This is a genomic window from Streptomyces sp. DH37, from assembly GCF_029813835.1.
Classification (GTDB): Bacteria; Actinomycetota; Actinomycetes; order Streptomycetales; family Streptomycetaceae; genus Streptomyces.
In genome coordinates, this window is sequence record NZ_JARVKV010000011.1 from 17,776 (window position 1) to 37,747 (window position 19,972).

The 19,972-nt window shown below is 74.2% G+C and carries 13 protein-coding genes; 3 read left to right on the forward strand and 10 right to left on the reverse strand.

Translation table 11 applies throughout. The features are described from left to right. Nucleotides 1-81 precede the first annotated feature (81 nt). Complete coding sequence (hydA, locus tag QC029_RS08580) at nt 82-1,485, reverse strand: dihydropyrimidinase (RefSeq protein ID WP_279554896.1); 1,404 nt, start codon at nt 1,483-1,485, stop codon at nt 82-84. A 152-nt stretch (nt 1,486-1,637) separates the two neighbouring features. Beyond that, nucleotides 1,638-3,080, reverse strand: a complete 1,443-nt coding sequence (locus tag QC029_RS08585; RefSeq protein WP_279554897.1) for a hypothetical protein — start codon at nt 3,078-3,080, stop codon at nt 1,638-1,640. Nucleotides 3,081-3,208: 128 nt separating this feature from the next. Here QC029_RS08585 and QC029_RS08590 point away from each other — a divergent pair, with 128 nt between their 5' ends. Together QC029_RS08590 and QC029_RS08595 are read left to right on the forward strand one after the other, a co-directional pair. Beyond that, nucleotides 3,209-3,991, forward strand: coding sequence for a hypothetical protein (locus QC029_RS08590; protein ID WP_279554898.1), 783 nt, complete (start codon nt 3,209-3,211; stop codon nt 3,989-3,991). A gap of 174 nt (nt 3,992-4,165) precedes the next feature. After that, nucleotides 4,166-4,918 (forward strand): GntR family transcriptional regulator, encoded by a 753-nt coding sequence (locus QC029_RS08595; protein ID WP_279554899.1) that lies wholly within the window; start codon nt 4,166-4,168, stop codon nt 4,916-4,918. 46 nt (nt 4,919-4,964) lie between these two features. Here the strand turns inward: QC029_RS08595 and QC029_RS08600 are convergent, their stop codons facing one another. The 6 genes from QC029_RS08600 to QC029_RS08625 form a co-directional block, all read right to left on the reverse strand. Beyond that, nucleotides 4,965-5,408, reverse strand: coding sequence for a DUF6278 family protein (locus QC029_RS08600; protein WP_279554900.1), 444 nt, complete (start codon nt 5,406-5,408; stop codon nt 4,965-4,967). A 61-nt stretch (nt 5,409-5,469) separates the two neighbouring features. Continuing rightward, nucleotides 5,470-6,246, reverse strand: a complete 777-nt coding sequence (locus QC029_RS08605) for an exodeoxyribonuclease III (protein WP_279554901.1) — start codon at nt 6,244-6,246, stop codon at nt 5,470-5,472. Nucleotides 6,247-6,310: 64 nt separating this feature from the next. Beyond that, entirely contained in the window at nt 6,311-7,006 is a 696-nt protein-coding gene (locus QC029_RS08610; protein WP_279554902.1) for an MBL fold metallo-hydrolase, read from the reverse strand. Nucleotides 7,007-7,146: 140 nt separating this feature from the next. After that, nucleotides 7,147-8,469, reverse strand: a complete 1,323-nt coding sequence (gene pcaC / locus QC029_RS08615) for a 4-carboxymuconolactone decarboxylase (protein ID WP_279554903.1) — start codon at nt 8,467-8,469, stop codon at nt 7,147-7,149. Between the two features lie 97 nt (nt 8,470-8,566). After that, nucleotides 8,567-8,989, reverse strand: a complete 423-nt coding sequence (locus QC029_RS08620) for a hypothetical protein (protein WP_279554904.1) — start codon at nt 8,987-8,989, stop codon at nt 8,567-8,569. Nucleotides 8,990-9,103: 114 nt separating this feature from the next. Next, the gene (locus tag QC029_RS08625; RefSeq protein WP_279554993.1) at nt 9,104-15,310 is read right to left on the reverse strand and encodes a DNRLRE domain-containing protein; all 6,207 of its coding nucleotides are present in this window, start codon (nt 15,308-15,310) and stop codon (nt 9,104-9,106) included. A 505-nt stretch (nt 15,311-15,815) separates the two neighbouring features. On the opposite strand from QC029_RS08625, the gene QC029_RS08630 reads away from it, so the two are divergent. After that, entirely contained in the window at nt 15,816-18,119 is a 2,304-nt protein-coding gene (locus QC029_RS08630; protein WP_279554905.1) for a peptidoglycan recognition protein, read from the forward strand. Between the two features lie 141 nt (nt 18,120-18,260). On the opposite strand, the gene QC029_RS08635 is transcribed toward QC029_RS08630, so the two are convergent. Continuing rightward, nucleotides 18,261-18,815, reverse strand: a complete 555-nt coding sequence (locus QC029_RS08635) for a hypothetical protein (protein ID WP_279554906.1) — start codon at nt 18,813-18,815, stop codon at nt 18,261-18,263. Continuing rightward, nucleotides 18,812-19,969, reverse strand: coding sequence for an ROK family glucokinase (locus QC029_RS08640; RefSeq protein WP_279554907.1), 1,158 nt, complete (start codon nt 19,967-19,969; stop codon nt 18,812-18,814). Before QC029_RS08640 ends, QC029_RS08635 begins: the two co-directional genes overlap by 4 nt. Between the last annotated feature and the right edge of the window lie 3 nt (nt 19,970-19,972).

The window sequence follows — 19,972 nt, forward strand, 5'->3', positions numbered from 1 at the left end:
GCACGGCAAGCGGTACCGGTGGGCCGTACGGGTGGCGGCGGCCGGACGCCGCGGCGACCGGCGGCGGACGCCCCGCGGGGTTCAGCGCGGGCAGGGCGAGGTGCCGCGCGGCAGGAAGCGGCCGTTCCCGGCCCGGCCCGTGTACGCGCCGCGGTCCAGGACCGGCTCGCCGCGCACCAGCACGGTCTCGGCCCGGCCGGTGACGCGCACGCCCTCGTAGGCGGAGTAGTCGACGTTCATGTGGTGGGTGGCGGCCGACAGCACGTGCTCGGCGTGCGGGTCGTAGACGACCACGTCGGCGTCCGCGCCGGGGGCGAGGGTGCCCTTCCGCCCGGCCAGGCCGAACATCCGCGCCGGTGCGGCGCAGGCCAGCTCGATCCAGCGGCGGCGGGTCAGACGGCCGTCGGCCACGGCCTGGTGGAGCAGGTCCATGCGGTGCTCGACGCCCGGCAGCCCGGCGGGGATGCGTGAGAAGTCGCCGCGCCCCAGCTCCTTCTGCCCGGCGAAGCCGAACGGGCAGTGGTCGGTGGAGACCACCTGGAGGTCGCCGGTGCGCAGCGCCCGCCACAGGGCGTCCTGGTGCTCGCGGGAGCGCAGCGGGGCGGTGCAGACGTACTTGGCGCCCTCGAAACCCGGCGCGGCGAGGCGTTCGTCGGTCAGGAAGAGGTACTGCGGGCAGGTCTCGCCGAAGACCGGCAGCCCCTCGTCCCGCGCGGCGGCGATCTCGGCCGCGGCCTGGCGGGCCGAGACGTGCACCGCGTACAGCGGCGCCCCGGCGACCCTGGCGAGCTGGATCGCGCGGTGGGTGGCCTCCGCCTCCAGGAGCGGGTCGCGGACCTCGGCGTGGTGGCGCGGCGCGGTGCGCCCGGCGGCGAGGGCCTGGGCGGTCAGGACGTCCACGGCGACGGCGTTCTCGGCGTGCACCATGACCAGCGCCCCGTCGGCGGCGGCGCGCTGCATGACGCGCAGGATCTGCCCGTCGTCGCTGTGGAAGGTGCCCGGGTGGGACATGTACAGCTCGAAGGAGCTGACGCCCTCCTCCACCAGCAGGTCCATCTCCTCCAGCGTCGCGTCGGACACGTCGGAGAGGATCATGTGGAAGGCGTAGTCCACGGCGCACTGCCCGTCGGCCTTGGCGTGCCACAGGTCCAGCCCCTCGCGTAGGGAGCGGCCGCGGCTCTGGACGGCGAAGTCGACGACGGTGGTGGTGCCGCCCCAGGCGGCGGCGCGGGTGCCGGTGGCGAAGGTGTCGGCGGAGAAGGTCCCGTCGAAGGGGAAGTCCAGGTGGGTGTGGACGTCGACCCCGCCGGGGATGACGTACCGGCCGGTGGCGTCGATGACGCGGTCCGCCGTCCAGCCCCCGGCGCAGGAGCTGCCGTGCGCGGCCAGGGCGGCGATCCGCGGACCCTCGATCAGGACATCGGCGTACAGCTCCTCGGCGGCGGTGACGACGAGGCCGCCGCGCACGAGGGTGCGGCCGCTCACGCGCCCGCCCGCCTTCCGGACGGCGCCGGGGACGCCGTCGCGTCGTCGGCCATGGGCTGCTCCTCGGCCGGGTGGTCCGCCGGGTGGTCCCTACGACTGCGACCGTAGGTCCCGCCCCGCGTCCCGGCAAGCCGGGGGCGGGACGGGGCCGGTCACCGGTCCGGGGCGGCCTCGCGGCCCCGGGCCAGCAGCCCCTCGATGTCCCCGCGGCGGCGGTCGGAGACCCGGGCCGCCGCGGCCAGCAGCAGGGGGGTCAGGGCGGCCGGATCGGCCGCCACGACCTCGGCGGCCTCCTCCGGGCGCCGGGCCCGGACCACGGCCGACAGCAGTTCGACCGCCTCGGAACCGCGGCCGGCGCCGTACAGGGCGAGCGCGGTGGCGGCCACCTCGCCGGACGGCCGCGCGGCCCCCTGCCGCAGCAGCCGTCCGCAGTCCTCCGCACGGCCTGCGGCGGCCAGTGCGCCGGCGGCCTCCGCCAGGGGGCCGGGCGGCAGGCCGGCCGCCTCCCACAGCAGGCCGGCCACCTCGGCGGCCATCCCGGCCCGCTCCAGCCGCTCGGCCAGCACCGGCAGACGGGGGGCGGGGCCGCGGGCGGCCTCGCACAGCAGGGCGTGCGCCTCCCCGCCGCGGCCCCGGGCCCGCAGCCCGGCCAGCCGGGCGACGACCGCGTCGCACTCCCGCCGCGTCCTGGCGGCCCGGTCCCGCTCCTCCGTCTCGGGGGGAGCCTCCCGGCGGCCGGTCCCGTCGTCGCGCACCCCGGCGAACCGGGCGCCGCGCGGGGCGGGCACGGCCGGGTCCGCGGTGGCGGGTGCGGGTACGGGTGCGGCGGCCGGTGCGCCCTGGGGGCCGGTCTCCAGACCCGCGAACCGGGCGCCGCGCGGCCGGGGCCGTACGGGGGCGGACGGGGGCGGGGGCCCATGGCCGGCGCCGGAGCCGGGCCGGGGGACGGACCCGGCGGGGGGCACGGAAGCGGACCCGGCGGCGGGCTCGGGCACGCCGCCCGCCCCGGCCTCCAGGGCCGCCAGGCGCTCGCGCAGCTCCCGGCAGCGGGCCGTGGCGCGGGCCCGGTCGTCGCGCGCCCAGGCCAGGTCGGCGGCCAGGCGGTCGGCGCCCGCCGGGTGGCCGCCCGCCACCAGCGCGCGGGCCAGGGCCTGCTCGCGGTGGGCCGCGTGCCGCTGCTCGCGCACGGTCGCCGCAAGCCGGTCCCGCAGTTCGGCGGCCCGCCGCCGGGGATCGCCGGCCGCCCGGTCGTGGGCGGCGACCGACGCCTGGTGCAGCGCCCGCAGCCACGCGGCCCGGGGGCGGGCGCGCCGGGGGCCGTGGCGGGCGGTGAGGTCGTCCAGCAGGGACGCGACCACGTCCCACGGCGGGAGCCTGCGGCCCGCCAGGCAGGCGGCCAGCCCCTCCGGGTCGCGCCGGGCGAAGACCCCGTACCAGCCCGCCGCCGGGTCGAGCACGGCGGTGAGCGCGGTGAGGGCGGCCGCGAACTCGGCGAACTCGGCGAGCTCGGCGACCTCGGGCACGTCCGGACCGCCGGACACGTCGAAGCCGGCGGAAGCCCGGTGGACACCGCCGGCCGGCTGCGGCACTGGCATGGGGTCATGCCACACCCGCCGTGTTTCGTGGGCCGTCACCGCCGTGCTACGAACGGTTTTCACGCGCCCCGCCACCCCTCCTTGTCATGTTTCGAACAGGCGCGTGCGCGGCGCTACGCTTCCGCCCCATGGATGACAACCTGCGCGAGATCGTGCTGGGCGTGTTCGCGGCCGGCGTCACCGCGTCGCTGGGCTGGTTCGGCCGCACCTACCTGTGGCGCCGCGGGCTCCGCCGCCGGCAGCGCTTCTTCGGGCTGCCGGACCACTCCGAGTGCCTGCTGGTGGTCGGCCGCAAGGCCGGCACGGGCGAGGGCGCCGTGGCCCGCGACGACGTCTTCGCCCTGCTGGAGCTGTCCGCGCTGATCAAGGACTGCGGCGCGCACGCGCAGGTGCTGTCGCACGAGACCGCCCGCCAGGGCTTCGGCGAGCGCACCGAGTTCTGCATCGGCGGCCCGGCCTCCAACCACCGCACCGCGGCCCACCTGCACTCGCTGCTGCCGGGGGTCCAGGTCGACACCGGCACCGAGCCCGGCCCGGACCGCGGCGCGTTCACCATCGGGAGCGAGCGGTACCGGATGGAGAAGGGGTCGGTGGAGCACGTCCTGCTGGCCCGGCTCACCGCGGGCGAGGGCTCCCGACCGGTCTTCCTCGCCTGCGGCCAGCGGGCCGTCACCAACCAGGCCGCCGCCCGCTACCTCGCCCGCCACCACACCGGACTGGCCCGCAGGTACGGCCTCGACGGCGACTTCTGCCTGCTGCTGAAGGTGGTCAACTCCCAGGCCTACGGCCCCGACGTCGTCGAACTGGTCGCGGACGTCACCCGGGCCGCCACCACCCGGCTCCCCGCGCCCGCGCCCGCGCCGCCCGGCGGCCGCCGCCAGCACCGGGCGCGGAGCCGGGCGGAGGGCTGACCCGGTCAAGTGCCGTTTCGTGCGAGGAGTTCGTGGAATCGGGTACCGATGTCGCCGAGGAGTTCCCGATGATGTTGCCCACGACGCCTCACGCGGCGGAACCCGTCCTTCTACCCTGTTGACCCGGGTACGGAGATCATTCCCCGCAGGCGGCGGCACGGAAAGGAGTCCCGGATGGGCGACAGCAGACCGGTCTACCAGCGGATCGCCGACGATCTGCGGCAGCAGATCGACGAGGGGGTCCTGGCCGTGGGCGCCCGGATCCCGTCGCGTTCGGAGCTGAAGCGCGCCTACGCCGCCAGCGACCAGACCGTGGACCGGGCGGTGCGCGTGCTGAAGGCCGCCGGCTACGCGGAAGGGCAGTTCGGGCGCGGGGTGTTCGTCACCGACCGCAGTCCCGTCGGCAGCCTGCTGCGCACCGGGGAGGCGGTGGACTCGCCGTTCGCCGCCCGCATCCACACCGGTTCCTCCACCCTCCCGCTGCTGTGGGAGGCCACCTCCACCACCGCCGGGGCCCCGCCGCGGATCGCCGAGCGGCTGGGGATCGACGCGGGCGAGCGCGTGATGTGCACGCAGTACGAGTACCTCGCCGACCGGCGCCCGCTCCAGCTCGCCACCAGCTGGGAGCCGCTGGCGCTCACCGAGGGCACCGAGGTGGTCTTCCCCGAGCGCGGACCGTACGCCCGGCGCGGGGTGCGCGAGCGGTTCGCGGCCATCGGCGTGCCCGTGGTGCGGGCCACCGAACTGGTCGGCTCCCGCCCGGCCACCTCCCTGGAGTCGGAGGCCCTGGGCTGCTCCCCGGGGCAGTGCGTGACGGTCATCGAGCGCACGCACCACGCGGCGGACGGCCGGGCCGTGGAGACCTCCGACATCGTGGTGCGCGCGGACCGCTGGCGGCTGGAGTACCGGATCTCCTTCACCGGCTGACGGCCCGGCTCCCCCGGCGTCGGGCTCCCCCGGCGTCCGGCACCCGTCACGCCTCGGACGCCTCCGCGTACACCTGCGACAGCTCCGGCGCGCCGTTGAGCGCCCAGTCCAGGCCCGCCCCCACCACGTCGAGCTCCCGGCCGGAGGCCAGCCGCACCACCGGCCGGCCGCTCGGCCACACCTGCCACGCCGCGCCCGGCACCGTACGGACGATGACGGTGCCCAGGTACAGGCCCACGTCGTTGCCCAGCCGGGCCAGGGCCTCGGGGTCGTCGTCGCGCCAGCGCGGCAGGAGCTGGTCGAGGGCCGCCAGCGACTCGGGCGTGTCCTCCAGGCCGATCCCCGCCGACTCCGCCTGCCTGCGCAGCAGTTCGCACTCGGAGAGCAGTTGCGCCACTCCCTCGGCGTCATGGGGGACGGCCTCCATCACCGCCGTCCCCCGGGCCCCACCGTGCCTCTTGCGCCAGTTGTCCAGGAAGGGGATGTTCATGCACCTCAGCGTGACATCACCGGCGCGATGAGCACCACAGGCACGCGGAGGCCGGCGGAGGTCACACCTCCAGGTCCACGACGACCGGCGCGTGGTCCGAGGCGCCCTTGCCCTTGCGCTCCTCGCGGTCGACGTAGGCGTCCTTCACCGCCGCCTCGAACGCCGGGTTGCCGTAGACCAGGTCGATGCGCATGCCCTTGTTCTTGGGGAAGCCGAGCTGGCGGTAGTCCCAGTAGGTGTAGGGACGGTCGTACTTCAGCGGGCGCGGTACGACGTCGGCCAGGCCCACCGCGCGCAGCTCGGCCAGCGCCTCGCGCTCGGCCGGGGTGACGTGCGTGGAGCCCTCGAAGACGGCGGGGTCGTAGACGTCCTCGTCGGTCGGCGCGACGTTGTAGTCGCCGAGGATGGCGAAGGGCCGCTCCCCCGACTCCCGCGCCGCCAGCTCCCGCAGCGCGGCGAACCACCGGAGCTTGTACGCGAAGTGCGGGTGGCCCACCTCGCGGCCGTTGGGCACGTACACCGACCACACCCGCACCCCGCCGCAGGTCGCGCCCGCCGCGCGGGGCTCGGTGACGCCCTCGTACTCCGGTCCTCCGGGCAGGCCGACGACCGGGTCCTCCAGGCCCACCCGGGACAGCACCGCCACGCCGTTCCACCGGCCCGAGGCGTTGACCGCGGCCTCGTAGCCCAGCTCGCGCAGCGGTCCGGCCGGGAACGCCTCCGCCGTGCACTTCAGCTCCTGCAGGCACAGCACGTCCGTGCCGCTGCTCTCCAGCCAGGCCAGCAGCCGCTCCAGCCGGGAGGTGATCGAGTTGACGTTCCAGGTGGCGATACGCATGGCAGCGAATCTACCGCCCGGCACCGACAGCCGGCGGGTGGCGGGGCGCTCCCTCCGGCGCCGCTCAGCCCTTCCCCAGCGTGACGCTCTGCCCGGGCTCCAGCCGCACGTGCTCCGCGCCGCCGGTGCCGGGGCCGTTCGGGCCGAGCAGCCGGCCGTAGACGAGGTGCCCGAAGTCCGACAGCAGCCCGTCGTGGACGTCGTACGCCACGCGCGGCCCCACCTCGCGCACGTAGTCGACGACCTCGGCGACCCTGCTCCAGGGGGCGTGGACCGGCAGCAGCAGGGTGTCCACCGGACGGCCGGGGACGGTCAGGGCGTCGCCGGGGTGGAACACGGTGCCGCCCCCGTCACCACCGCCGTCGCCCCCGCCGTCGCCGCCCCCGTCGACGAGGTAGCCGACGTTGGTGACGCGCGGGATGTCCGGGTGGATGACGGCGTGCAGCTCGCCGTGCACCTCCACCTCGAAGCCGGCGGCGGTGAAGGCGTCGCCGTCCCCGACGGTGTGGACGCGTCCGGGGAAGGCGGCCGAGAGCCGCTCGGCGACGCTGCGCAGGGTCCAGATCTGCGCGGCCGGGTCGGCCTCCAGCGCGGCGCGCAGCCGGCCCTCGTCGAAGTGGTCGGGGTGCTCGTGGGTGACCAGGATCGCGTCGGCGCCGACGGCGGCGTCCGCCTCGCTGAAGCCGCCCGGATCGATGACGAGGGTGCGTCCGTCGCGGTGCAGGGCGACGCAGGCGTGGCCCTTCTTGGTGAGCTCCATGGGGCCATTGTGCTATCCGCTGCGCCGTCCGCTGTGCCGTCCGTCTCGCCCCGCGCCGCCCGCGGCGGGCGGGCCCGCTCCCCCGGTGCGGCGCGGGGCGCGGGCGCGCCGCCCGCGGCCGGCGCCGACGCGGCCCGGCGCTAGTCGCGAGGCGCCGTCTCCTCCCGGATGACGCGCCGGGCGACGGCGAACGCGGCGTTCGCGGCGGGCATCCCGCAGTAGACAGCCGTGTGCAGCAGGACCTCCTTGATCTCCTCCGGGGTGAGCCCGTTGCGCAGCGCGGCGCGGGTGTGGGAGGCCAGCTCCTCCAGGTGGCCGCCGGCGGTGAGCGCGGTGAGGGTGACCACCGAGCGGGTGCGGCGGTCGATGCCGGTGCGGGCCCACACCTCGCCCCAGGCGTAGCGGGTGAGGAGGTCCTGGAAGTCGCCGGTGAAGGCGTCGGTCTCCTCGGTGACGCGGTCGACGTGGGCATCGCCGAGCACGTCGCGGCGGATCCGCAGGCCGGTGTCGTACGCGGCGCCGGAGTGGTCCCGGCGGTGCTCGCCGGCGGTCAGGGCCGCGACCGCGGCGCCCCGTGGCGGGGCGTCCGGCGCCCGGCCCGCGGCGGTGGCGGGCGCCGTGTGGGGCCGGGCGGGAACCTGGGCGGGGACCGGTACGGCCGCCGGGGCGTCCAGCCGCCCGGCGGGGAGCGCGGCCGAGAAGTGCCCGGCCAGCAGCTCGGTGACCTCGCCGGGCCGCTCCACGGGGGCCATGTGGCAGGCGTCGGGGACGAGGGCGAGCCGGGCGTCGGGGATGCCCGCGACCAGGGCGCGGGCGTCGGCGGGCGGGGTGACCCGGTCCTCGGCCCCGGCGACCACCAGGGTCGGCACGCCGATGCGGCCCAGCTCCTCGCGTATGTCGAAGGCGACGAGCGCCTCGCAGGCTGCTATGTAGCAGCCGGGGTCGGTGGTGCGGACCATCTGGACGGCCCAGTCGACGATGGCGGGCTGGGCGGCGGCGAAGGCGGGCGTGAACCAGCGCTCGGGGGTGGAGCGGGCGATGGGGTCCAGTCCGTTGGTCCGCACCACGACGCCGCGCTGCCGCCAGGTGTCGGGGGTGGCGTAGCGGGGCGCGGAGGAGATCAGCGCGAGGGAGGTGAGCCGGCCGGGGGCGTCCAGCGCGATCCGGGCTCCCACGGCCCCGCCCAGGGAGCAGCCGGCGTAGGCGAAGCGGTCGGCGCCGACGGCGTCGGCGGTGGCCAGCAGCCGGGCGGCGAGCTCGGGGACGGCGGTGGCGGGGTGGGCGGGGGCGCCGCCGTGGCCGGGGAGGTCGTAGCGGAGCACCCGCCAGTGGCGGCTGAGCTCCGGGACCTGGCGGTCCCACATGTGCCAGGTGGTACCGAGCGCGGGCCCCAGGATGAGGACCGGGGCCTGTTCCGGCCCGTCGACGCGGTATTGCAGGGTGTCGGCGTTCGTCTCACTCACCCGCTCACGCTCCCACATCTCACGCGTGGCCGCGACGGCCGTGCCGCCGCGCACGGCGTACGGGCCCCGCCCCCCGGCGGCGGCGCGGGGCCGGTTCTCAGAGCGCCCAGCGCCAGGTGCCGCCCCGGCAGGACAGGACGACGCCGCCGTCCCGTACGTGCAGGACGTCGTCGTCCTCGTCCCACGTCATGCGCAGGACCTCGTCGTGCGGGTCCCCGCGAAGCACCCTCTTCCACAGCGGGTCGGAGGGCGCCCCCGGCGTGTGCAGCTCGATGGACCGTACGTCGTCGAGCGTCAGCGTCACCGGGCCCAGGGGCCGGTACGGCTCCGTCTCCGACTCGGCGTACGCGGCGGCGAAGGCCAGTTCCACGCGCAGGGTCCCGCCCGTGGGCAGCACGGACAGCCGAAAGCCCTCGGACTCGACGTCGATCTCACCGACGCCGGGGACTCGCCACCCCGATATCTCCCGCCCGGCCGGGCCGGGCTCGTCGTCGAGGGCCGGTGTGCAGTCATGCCACATGGGGACAGCCTTTCACTTCACGGCACTCGGGGAGCGCGGGGCGGGAGGGCCCTGCCCGCCCTGCCCCACGCTCCCCGAGTCTCATGTCAGCTCATGTCAGGTCGCGACAGAGCGTCACAGGGAACGCCAGGCGCGGTAGACGTGCCGGAGACCGGGCCGGTAGGCCCACTTTCCGTACCTCTTACCGCCCCGGTAGTACTGCACGTGCGGGAATCCCATGTGCTTGTTCCTGTAGCGGGCCCGGCGCCAGCTCGCGCCCGGTCCCTTGCCCTTGGGTCGAGCACCCCACTTATTGTAGTGAGGCTTCTTTCCCCGGACGTCGACGCGGTAGCCGCGCTTGGTCTGGATGCTGTTCTTGACCGACCTCTTCGCGAGGTAGCGCGTGCCGGCCTTGATCGCCATGCTGCGGATGAACCCACCGCCCGACACCGCGCTCACCACGCCGGCGATCCGGCGCGTCCGCTTGCCCGGGCACCACTTGGAGCAGGCCCAGGCCGCCGCGCTGACCGCGAGCCAGCCCCACCGACCGTCGAGGTCGTAGCAGTTCAGGGGGTTGGCGGAGCAGTAGTCGTAGGCGTTGGCGTTGCCGCCGTAGATCGGGTCCGTGGACAGGAACCGGCCCGAGGCGGGGTTGTAGAGGCGGACGCCCATGAGCGTGAGACCGGTCAGGGTCTCGGTGGACCGCTGCTTGCCGCCGAGCCAGGCGTAGCGCGTCGCCGGCTGCCCGGCCCGGGGGTTGCCGTACTCGTCCGAGTCCAGGGCGACGGGCGCCTTGCCCGCGTCCAGCGGCAGTTGGAGGGCCACGTCACCGTGCAGGTTGGTGAGCTGGAGGACCACGTCACCGGTCTTGCCGGTGGTGGCGGCCAGGTCACCGCTCGCGGAGTCGACGTTGCGGGTCAGGGCTCCGGTGGCCACGTCCTCGACGATCCAGCGAGGGTTGTCCTCCTCGCCGTCGTAGTGGTTGACCTTGGACTGCTCCAGGGTCCACGTGGTGCCGCTGCCGCGCTCCACCGTCCAGGAACGGAACCGCTGCGCGGAGTCCAGGTTCCAGGTCTGACGCTTGCCGTCGGCGGTCTGCCGGTGGACCAGGTCGTTGACGTGGTAGCTGATCGTGCCGTTGCCCGGAGCCGTGGTGGTCCGGCCGAAGGCGTCGTAGGCGTATCCCGCGTCGACGATGCGGTCGGCGCTGTCGTACGTGTGGGTGCCGGTGGTGCCTCCGCCGGTCGGGCAGTCCGCGCCGGGCGCGCCGGTCGCCGTGGTCAGCGACGTGCGGTTGGTCCGGTCGTCGAAGGCGTAGACACGGCGGGTGCAGATGGTGTCGGCGGTGTCCTCGACAGTGGTGAGGCGTCCGGTCGCGTCGTACCGGAACGTCTGCTCGGACCAGCCGCTGTGGCTGGTGTTCTGGGCGTGGACGGACTGCGTGACGGTGTCCGAGTAGACCAGGGCGCCGTCGCTGTCGCGCGTGTACGTGCGCTCCAGCGTGGCCCCGGCGGTGTCCTCGCGCTGCCGCAGTGTGTAGCCACCGGGCAGCTTCTCACTGCTGACGGAGCCGTCCGCGTCGTACCTGGCCTCGAAGGCGCCGGCGACGGAGTCGGTGGTCCTCGTGGCCAGGCCGCGCGGCTCGACCGTGTGGTCGTAGGTGTAGGTCACCGTGGACGGCGCCGTGTCGGTGACCTTGACCGGGCGGTCCAGCAGGTCGTACTCGGTCGTCGTGGTGCCGCCGTCGGCGTCGGTGTAGGAGATGAGCCGTCCGAGCTTGTCGAACTTCTTGGTGATCGTGCCGCCCGACGCCGACGTGGTCTTCGCCACCTCGCCGTTGGCCGGGTCGTACTCCGTGATCACCTCCGGTACGGCCTTTCCGATGCCGCCGCTGAGCGTGACCTTGGCCTGTCGCCCCGCGGAGTCGTACGTCGTGGTCGTGGTCCGGGTCGTGCTGCCGGAGGTCTCGATGACCTTGGCCTGGTGGCCCCACCAGTCGTACTCGCTGGTCGTGGTGGGCAGGGTGGTCGGGTTGCTGCCGCCTCCGGTGATCGCGCCGGCCGGGCCGGTGCTGCACACCGCGTCGGCCCACTCCGGGCGGCCGGCGCAGGCGCCGGTGCCGGTGGCGGACCAGTACGTCGTCACCCTCGTGGCGGCGTCCGAGCCGGTGGAGCCGGGCGGGATCTGCTTGGTGACCCGTCCCTGGGCGTCGTACTCGGTGGTCGTGGTCAGCGCCAGGCCGCCCGGGTCCTGGATGGACTTGACGGGCAGGCCCTTGGCCCAGTCGTAGACCGTCTGCGTGGCGCGCTTCTCGCCCTGCACCGAGGGGTGCTCACGCACCTGGGCGCCCGCGGTCGCCTTGGTGATCTGGTCCTTGACCGTGGCGGTGCCGTCGGTGGGACGCCCCGCGTCGTACTCGTTCACCGTCCACGTGCGGGCGAGCACCGGGGTGCCGGCCGGTACCAGGACGGTCGTGCCGGACTTCAGGTCGGCGGTGAGGTCGACGCGCCGCAGCGAACCGAACTCCTCCAGTTCCCGTGTGCCGGTCTCGTTGTAGACGGAGCGGGTGGACAGCAGCTCGGCGCGCTCGGCCGAGGAGAGCTGGGCGATGCCCAGATCGGCCTGGACGGCCCGGTCGTCGGCGCCGAGGCCGAGAGCGACGGCCCGGTTGGCTGCCGACAGTTCGCGCACGGTGTTGCCGAACCGGTCGTACTCGGTGGTGGTGATGTGACCGCCGGGGGAGGCGGAGTTGACCTCGCGGCCGGAGACCCCGAGGTAGTGCACCTCGGCGCGCTCGTAGGCGGTCGCGGTCAGTGCGCCGCCCGTGTGGGAGGCCGGAACGGCGTCGGCGGGGAAGACCGCGGTGGCGTCCGTCGGAGCATCGGTCTGCCCCCATGCCTTCACGTCGGCGGCACCCATGGCGTACGGTGCCGCGGCGCCGGTGAGGGGCACCCCGTACACCAGGCTCGTGACGGCCGTGCCCTGCTCCGTGGCGGCCGTCCCCGGCTGGAGGCCGGACCGGCTGGCCTTGAGCAGCATGCCGTCACCGGCGGCGGAACCGGAACCGGCCGTGCCGTAGGTGAAGGTCCACGGGAGTTCACCGGGTTTCGTGAAGCTGGTGACCCGGCCCGCCGCGTCGTAGCCGTACTCGGTCTTCAGCGCCGGGGTGACCAGCGGGTTCCATGCCTGGCGCAGGCGGCCTTCGCTGTCGTACAGGTACGTCTGCACGGTCTTCGACGTCGCCGCGGCCGCGCCGGGCTCGGTGGACCACATGCGGATCTCCTTCACCTGGCCGCTGACGTCGCCGAAGGCGGTGGCGGTGGCGGTGGTGGAGGTCGCGTAGACGAACTCCAGGGCGCGGCAGCCCTTGGTCGTCGGGGACGCGGTGCAGGTGGCGGCGGAAACGGCGGAGGTCGGCGCGATGACCCGCTTGGGGCGGGCCAGCTTCTTGCCGTCGACCGTCACCGCTTCGGACACCACGGTCGTGGACGACTGCGCCAGACCGTTGAGGAGGGTGCTGGACACCTGCCAGGTGGTGGCGGCCGCGTCGGGCTTCGTGAACTCGGTGATGGTGCCCTCGGTGTCCGAGAGCGTGAACGAACCGGTGACGCCGCCGGTGAGGGTCAGGTCCTCGGACCCGGGTTCGGGGATCCAGCCGGTCCTGTTCGCGTTGGCGGTGAAGTGGATGGCATCGCCCTCCAGCAGGACCACGTCGACGGCGGTGTCGGAGATCTTGCGGATGTGGCTGAACTCGGACTCGGTGAGTTCCGAGGCGGTGCCGGTCACCCACTCCTTGCCGAAGATCGGCGCCTGCCCCTCCTGCTTGGCGCCCTGGTCGGGCCGGCGCGAGGAGGCCGTACGGGAGATCTCCAGGTCGAACGCGGAGGCGTCGGTCTCGGAGAGGGTGTAGTCGCCGGTGAGCAGGTTGACCGTGCCGGGGCCGACCTCGTCGGTGGCGGCGCCGGTGGCGTTGCGGTCGACGACGACCGTCAGCGGTTCGGTGGCGCCGGAGGCGCTGCCCGGTCCGGTGAAGTCGGCCTTGATCTGCACCGATCCGTCGGGGTCGACGGTGCCGGCGGCGTTCCACACCAGGACGGGGCTCCTGCCCGAGGCCATGGCGACGGGCCAGGCGGTGAGCGGGTTTCCGCCGGAGGTGACGTCACCGGCCGGGATGCGCGTCCAGGGGTCGGCCTCGGAGCGGCGCCAGGAGAAGGACACCGCGGTGTACTTGGCCCCGTCGGCCTCGACGGCCAGCGGCAGCCGGCGCGCGGTGCGCTCGCCGTCGGAGGGCTGGAGGAAGCCGCCGGGTCCGGCGTGGAAGGTGTACTCGATCGCCTCGGACTTGTTGTCGGCCTTGTCCACCTGCCGCACCTGGAGGGTGTGGGTGCCGTTCCTGGGCGGGGCGACGGAGAGGGCCTTGGCGGCGGTGGAGCCGCCGGTGGCGACCTTGGTCCAGGTCACGCCGTCCAGCGTCCACTCCAGCCAGTTGTGGTCGGTGCCGTTGGGGGTGACGGTGAAGGTGCCGGCCTGACCCGCGCCCTTGACCCAGGAGCCCGACGGGTAGTCGGTGGAGGTGATCCTGGTGGGGGCGGAGGGGTTGGTGGTGTCGACGGTGAAGGTCTTCCACGCCGACCAGCCGAGGTTGTAGTGCGCCCCGTCGTACGGTGACGTACGGAACCTGTAGGTCTTGCCGTTGCTCAGCACCCCGGCGGGGACGGTGACGGAGGCGACCTGGCCGCTGGGCACGTACTTGGAGACGATCACGTCGCCGACCTGGGTGTTGGTGGCGGCGTCGAAGATCTGGAAGGTGCCGTTGACCTTGTCCCCGTCGGCGTCGACGAAGGTGTCGCGCAGGGTGGGGGTGGTGGTGTTGACCGTGTAGGCCCCGCCGTAGGAGAAGAACGGCGGACCGGCCTCCTGCTTGGTGCCGGTGCGCGGCCGGTAGTTGTAGTTCACCACCAGCTTGGGCGGGTTGGACGCGGCGTTGGCGGAGCTGACCTGCTTCCAGTGGGTCGTCGCGTCGGTGGCGGCACGCAGGCCCATGTGGCCGCGGGAGGTCTTCGCCGACGCCCACGTCTGCACCAGACCGGTCACGTCGGCGTTGATCCAGCCCGCCCCGCCGCAGGCCGCGCGGCCCTTGGTCTCGGTGGAGGAGTGGTGCTGGGCGACCCAGGAGGGCTGGCTGTCCCACCGGGTGGCGGTGGAGGGGGCGCCGGTCTCCCAGATCGTCCACTCGTACGGCTTGCAGTCGGAGTTGCCGGAGTGGACGTTCCACAGCGACAGCTTCGCGCTGGAGACCAGCGCGTCGGAGATCGGCGCGGTGTTCCAGGTGATGAACGACCGCGACAGCCGCGTGGTGCCGTCCGGGTTGGTGGTGCCCGGGTTGCCCAGGTGCAGCTCGGTGTTGGTGGACCAGTCGGTGGTCTCACCGCGCTTGACCAGGGTGTCGAAGACGTTGGACAGCGCCGAGGTGGAGGGGTCCACCGTCACCGGGTACTTCGTGTCCGGGTCGGCCAGGAAGTCCGCGTCCGGGGTGATGACCAGGTCGACGCCGTCGCCGGTCTCGACGACCTCCCAGTCGACCTTCGCCCGGTTGGTGTGCTCACCGGAGACCTCGTCCACGGCGGCGTCCCACATCACCGGTGCGGGCATCACCGCCCGCTTCTTCCTGCCCGAGGCCTTGTCGGTGAACAGCAGGCTGCCGTCCTTCTGCTGCTTGACCTTCAGCCCGTCGGTCTTCAGCGGCAGCGTGTAGGAGTAGTCCTTCGCCGCGGGGCGCTTGCCGATCTCGACGAACTGCTCGAAACCGGTCCGGGTGGCCTCCACGATCACATCGGCGTCCGGCAGCGCACCGGTGTAGGTGGCGCGGGTGCCCTCCAGCTTCGGGGCGGGCAGGCCGCCCTTCCACTGCAAGGTGATCCGCTCCTCCCCCTCGCCCAGCGTGACCAGGTCGCGGGCCGGCGCCTTCTCCGCCGCGGCGAGGGAGGTGGGCAGCGCGCCGCCCTTGCCCGCCAGGCTCAGCCCCGCCGGATGCGCGGCGGCCTCGACCGAACCGTCCGACCGCCGCACCAGGTCGACATCGACGGTGACCCACTGTCCGTCGCGCTGGAACCGGACCGGGCCGGCCGACAGCTCGGTCGTCAGGCTGCCGTCCCCGTTCACCCATGTCGTCGAGGTCTCGGTCCGCTCGGACAGCGCCTCGACCCGCTTGCCCGACAGCCGCGCGGCCACCTTCGCCGACGCGATGTCGGCCGCCTGCGTCACCGCGGGCTTCGGCTCCTTCTCCGCCACCGGACGCGACGGCCGCGCCGCGGCCGCCCCTTCCATAAGGGTGACGGACAGAAGCAGGGCGAGCCCGCCGGCGGTCCACCGCAGGCTCCTGCTCTGCAATCCCCACATGCGCCCTCTCTCGTCGGGAGAGGGCGTATCCCCTATGCCTGTCAAAGCAGTTCCTGTCTGCTGTGAATGGATACTGACCGCGATGAAAAATATCCGGTGAGTAAAGGCGTGAAAGAGGGAGGTATCGTCCCCAAGCGGCCGGGCGATCACTTTGTGTGATGGTGATGTGTGTCACATGTGAACAAAGGGTGAAGCGAGGCCTCTGGCCGCGGGAAGGCGCAGGTGACAGCGTGGCGCGCCCCCAATCCCGCGCAAATCGAGTCATCCCGGAATGCCCCCGGGTGCGGGGTTCGCAGGGGACGTGGCTTGTTCTCGCCGCTCCGCCGGCCGATGGCGCGGCAGAACGCCGGGTGCGTGGATGCCCTGACGCCGCATCCGTTACCGTTCCGGTCCGATGGGCTGATGGGTCGCCCTGATCCGGCCAGGACACAAGAAAACAGGGTGCGGTATGAAATCGCGTCGAATATGGGGCACGGCCGCCGCGTCGGCGGTGGGGATCTCGGGGGTGCTGGTGCTCCAGGGGGTGGTCGGCTCTCCCGTCGGGGGCGCCGGTGACGACGGAAAGCCCGCAGGACCGGGAAAACCGGTTCAGGCGGGAATTCACTCCGCCGCGCTGAAGGTGGCCGACGGCGGCCGGGCCGCCGAGCTGGGACGGCGGGACGTGGCGCCGTTCAGCATGCTGGGAGTGACCTGGACCGATCCCGCCACCCGCGTCGACGGCACGGTCGAGGCGCGTACGCGCAGCACGGTGACGGGCACGTGGTCGAACTGGCTGGCACTGGACGGTGACAGCGGGCAGGGCGAGCGGGGGGCCGAGCGCGGCGGTACCGAGCCGGCCTGGGTGGGACCGTCCGACGGGGTCGAGGTCCGGGTGAGGACCGCGGGGAAGTCCTCGGCCGGGCTGCCGAAGGGGCTGCGGCTGGACATGGTCGACCCCGGCGGCGCCACCGGCATGGAACCGGCCGCGTTCACCGAGGACGAGCCCACCGGCGAGCCCTCGGCCACGGAGGCGACCGATCCGGCGCCGAGTCCGTCGGAACCCGCCGCCACCGAGTCGGCGCCGGAGCCCACGAGGACGCCGGGCGAGACGGCCCCGGGCACGCCGTCGCAGACCACCACGCCCACCGCGCCCGCCTCGCCCCCGGCGTCGAGCGCCTCCCCCACGGCGAGCGCGTCCGCCTCGGCGAGCCCGTCGCCCACGGTGAGCGTTCCGCCCGCGCCGCCGTCCACCGCGCCGCGGCCGCCCATCACCGACCGCGCGGGCTGGGGGGCGGACGAGTCGATCAGCCCGGAGGAGCCCGGCTACCTGCCCGGCGGGAAGGTCAGGGCGGTGGTGGTCCACCACACCGCCGAGTCCAACTCCTACACCTGCGACCAGGCCCCGGCGGTGGTGCGCGGCATCTACGCGTACCACGTCAGGACGCTGGGCTGGAAGGACATCGGCTACAACTTCCTGGTCGACAAGTGCGGCAGGATCTACGAGGGCCGCAAGGGGGGCGTGGACCGCCCGGTGATGGGCGCGCACGCCTACGGCTTCAACGCCGAGACCACCGGCATCTCGATCCTGGGCACCTACACCGACACCGCCGCCTCCACCGCCGCGCTCACCTCGGTCGCCCGCGTCGCGGCGTGGAAGCTGGGCCAGTACGGCGTCGCCCCGAACGGCACCGCCACCCTCACCGCCGGCGACGCCGGCCGCAACTACTCCGGCAAGACCTGGGCCAAGGGCGCGCAGCTGTCCTTCCCCGCGATCCACGGGCACCGCGACGGCTACAACACCCAGTGCCCCGGCGACCGGCTCTACGGGCAGCTGGCCACCGTCCGCTCCTACGCCGCGGGCCCGGTGACCGGTCTGGCCATCACCTCGGTCACCGGCGCCGGGCAGTCGGGGGCGACCTACTACACCAAGGCCGCCGTCACCGTGAACTGGAAGGCGGCCACGCCCGCCGCGCTGGTCTCCCGGTACGAGCTGCTGGTCGACGGCAAGGTGGCCGCGACCGCCGCGGGGAGCGCCACCTCGGCCAAGGCGACCCTGGCGGTGGGCACCCACACCGTCGCCGTCCGCGCCGTCCACGTCTCGGGGAAGACCGCCACCACCGCGGCCGCGACCGTGGTCGCCGAGACCACCGCCCCCGCCTTCACCACCAAGCCGAACCTGGCCCTGCGCACCGGCACCGTCAACACCGGCGCCGTCCCCGTCACCCTGCGCTGGAAGGCCACCGACGCCGCGGCCCTGAAGGAGGTCAGGCTGACCGCGCCGGTGGCCGGGACCTACGGGCCCACCACCACCAGCGCCTCCCACACCGCCGCCTCGGGCAAGGCCACCACCTGGTCGATGACCGCCCGCGACCAGGCCGGCAACACCGCCACCGCCTCGGTGGCCGGCACCCCGGTGATCCTCCAGGAGACCTCGGCCACCAGGACCGGCACCTGGACCACCAAGTCCTCCACCAGCTACCTGGGCGGCAAGTCCTACTCCAGCTCCGCCAAGAACGCCTCCCTGAGCTGGACCTTCACCGGCCGCTCGGCCGCCTGGATCGTCTCGCGGGCCGCCGGCTCCGGCCAGGCCCACGTCTACGTCGACGGCGCCAAGGTCACCACGGTGGACCTGAAGTCCTCGGCGACCCAGTACCGCCAGGCGATCTGGACCAGGACCTGGTCCACCAGCGCCAAGCACACCGTCAAGATCGTCGTCGTGGGCACCAGCGGCCGGCCCACCGTCACCACCGACGGCCTCGTCTACCTCAAGTAGACCGGCCGGCGGGCCGGCGAACGGAACGGCACGGAGTCCGGAGTCCTCCGCCGACGCGGGGGGCTCCGGCCCCGGCCCGCGGACACCGGCCGGACCGCACCCGGCGCAGGAGAGGGGCGGGTGCGGCCGGGCCGGCGGCCCTCAGAGCTCGACCGTGGAGACCACGTAGACCCGCGGGCGGTCCTCGCGGGTGAGGTCCACGGTGACCGCCAGGTCGGGCCGTTCGCCGGGCCGGTCGATCCTGGTGCCCGCGTAGCGGTGGCCGGGGACGTCGAGGTCCCAGCCGACCACGTCCGCCTGGCGGTCGCTGACGCCCGGCCGGCCCTCGCGCAGCTCGGCGGGGTCGCCGCCGGCCTCCTCGATGAAGGCGTCCAGCGCCTCGCGGGAGGTGCGGAACTGGACGTAGAAGGAGCTGCGCTCCCAGGCGTTGCGCTCGTAGTGGGCCACGTAGGTGGACCCGCCGGGGATGGGCACCTCGTAGATGCGGCGCTCGACCCTGCTCGGCCACTCCCAGACCAGGCCGGTGGCGGCGGCGGCGCGCTGCTTGTCCTTGCCGCTGTCGCGGCTCTGGTGGGCGGAGAGCACCAGGTAGCCGGCGGGGACGGCGATCAGCAGCACGACCACGATCGCCGCCAGCCAGCGGTGCCTGGGCCGGTGCGGCGGGCGCTCGGGCCGCGGCAGGAGCGTGGCGGTCAACGGCCCGCACCCCATCCGCGCGACGGCAGCAGGCCGACCCCGGCGCGTTCGTACCGCTCCACGCGGCGGCGGTTGGCGCGGCGGAAGCGGCGGGCGACCAGCCGGGCGAGGTCGGCGGCGCCCACCATGCCGGCCTCCGGGCCGAGCTCGGCGCGGGCGATGCGGGCCTCGGGACGGTAGCCGCGGCCGGTGAGGTGACGGCGGAAGGCGTCCCGGGCGGGGCCGATCAGCAGCTCGTCGGCGGCGCTGACCCCGCCGCCGATGACGAAGCAGGACGGGTCCAGCGCGGCGGCCAGGTTGGCGATGCCGACGCCGAGCCACTGGCCGATCTCCTGGAGGAGCTCGGTGCACATCGCGTCGCCCTCGCGGGCCAGCTCGGTGATCAGCGGACCGGTGATGTCGGGGATGCGGCCGCCGACGCGGTCGATGATCCCGTACGCGACCGGCGACTCGGCGGCGGCCAGCTCGCGGGCCTCGCGGACCAGGGCGTTGCCGGAGCTGTACTGCTCCCAGCAGCCGCGGTTGCCGCAGGGGCAGCGGTGGCCGCCGGGCACGACCTGCATGTGGCCGAACTCCCCGGCCACGCCGTAGCGGCCCCTCTTGACCTCGCCGTTCTCGAGTATGGCGCCGCCGATGCCCGTACCGAGGGTGATCATGACGAGGTGGTCCTCGCCGCGGCCGGCGCCGAAGCGCCACTCGCCCCAGGCGGCGGTGTTGGCGTCGTTGTCGACCATGACCGGTACGGCCAGGCGGGCGGTCAGCGCGTCGCGCAGCGGCTCGTCGCGCCAGGCCAGGTGCGGGGCGAACAGCACCCGTGAGCGGTCGGCGTCCACCCAGCCGGCGGCCCCGATGCCGACGGCGTGCACGTCGTGGCGGTCGGAGAGGTCCAGGACCAGTTCGGCGATGGTGTCCTCGACGACCTGGGGGCTCTTGGACTTGTCGGGGGTCTCGGCGCGGACCTTCTCCAGGATGGTGCCGTCGGCGTCGACGACGCCCGCCATCACCTTCGTACCGCCGATGTCGATGCCGACCGTCGGCACGCGCGGCGCGGAGATGTACGAGCGCCGCTCGCGCGTGGCGACGGTCCTCAGCACCGTCGCTCTGGCAGTTCCTCTGGCAGAGCCGCGGTGCGCCCGGTCACGGTACGTACTCATCAT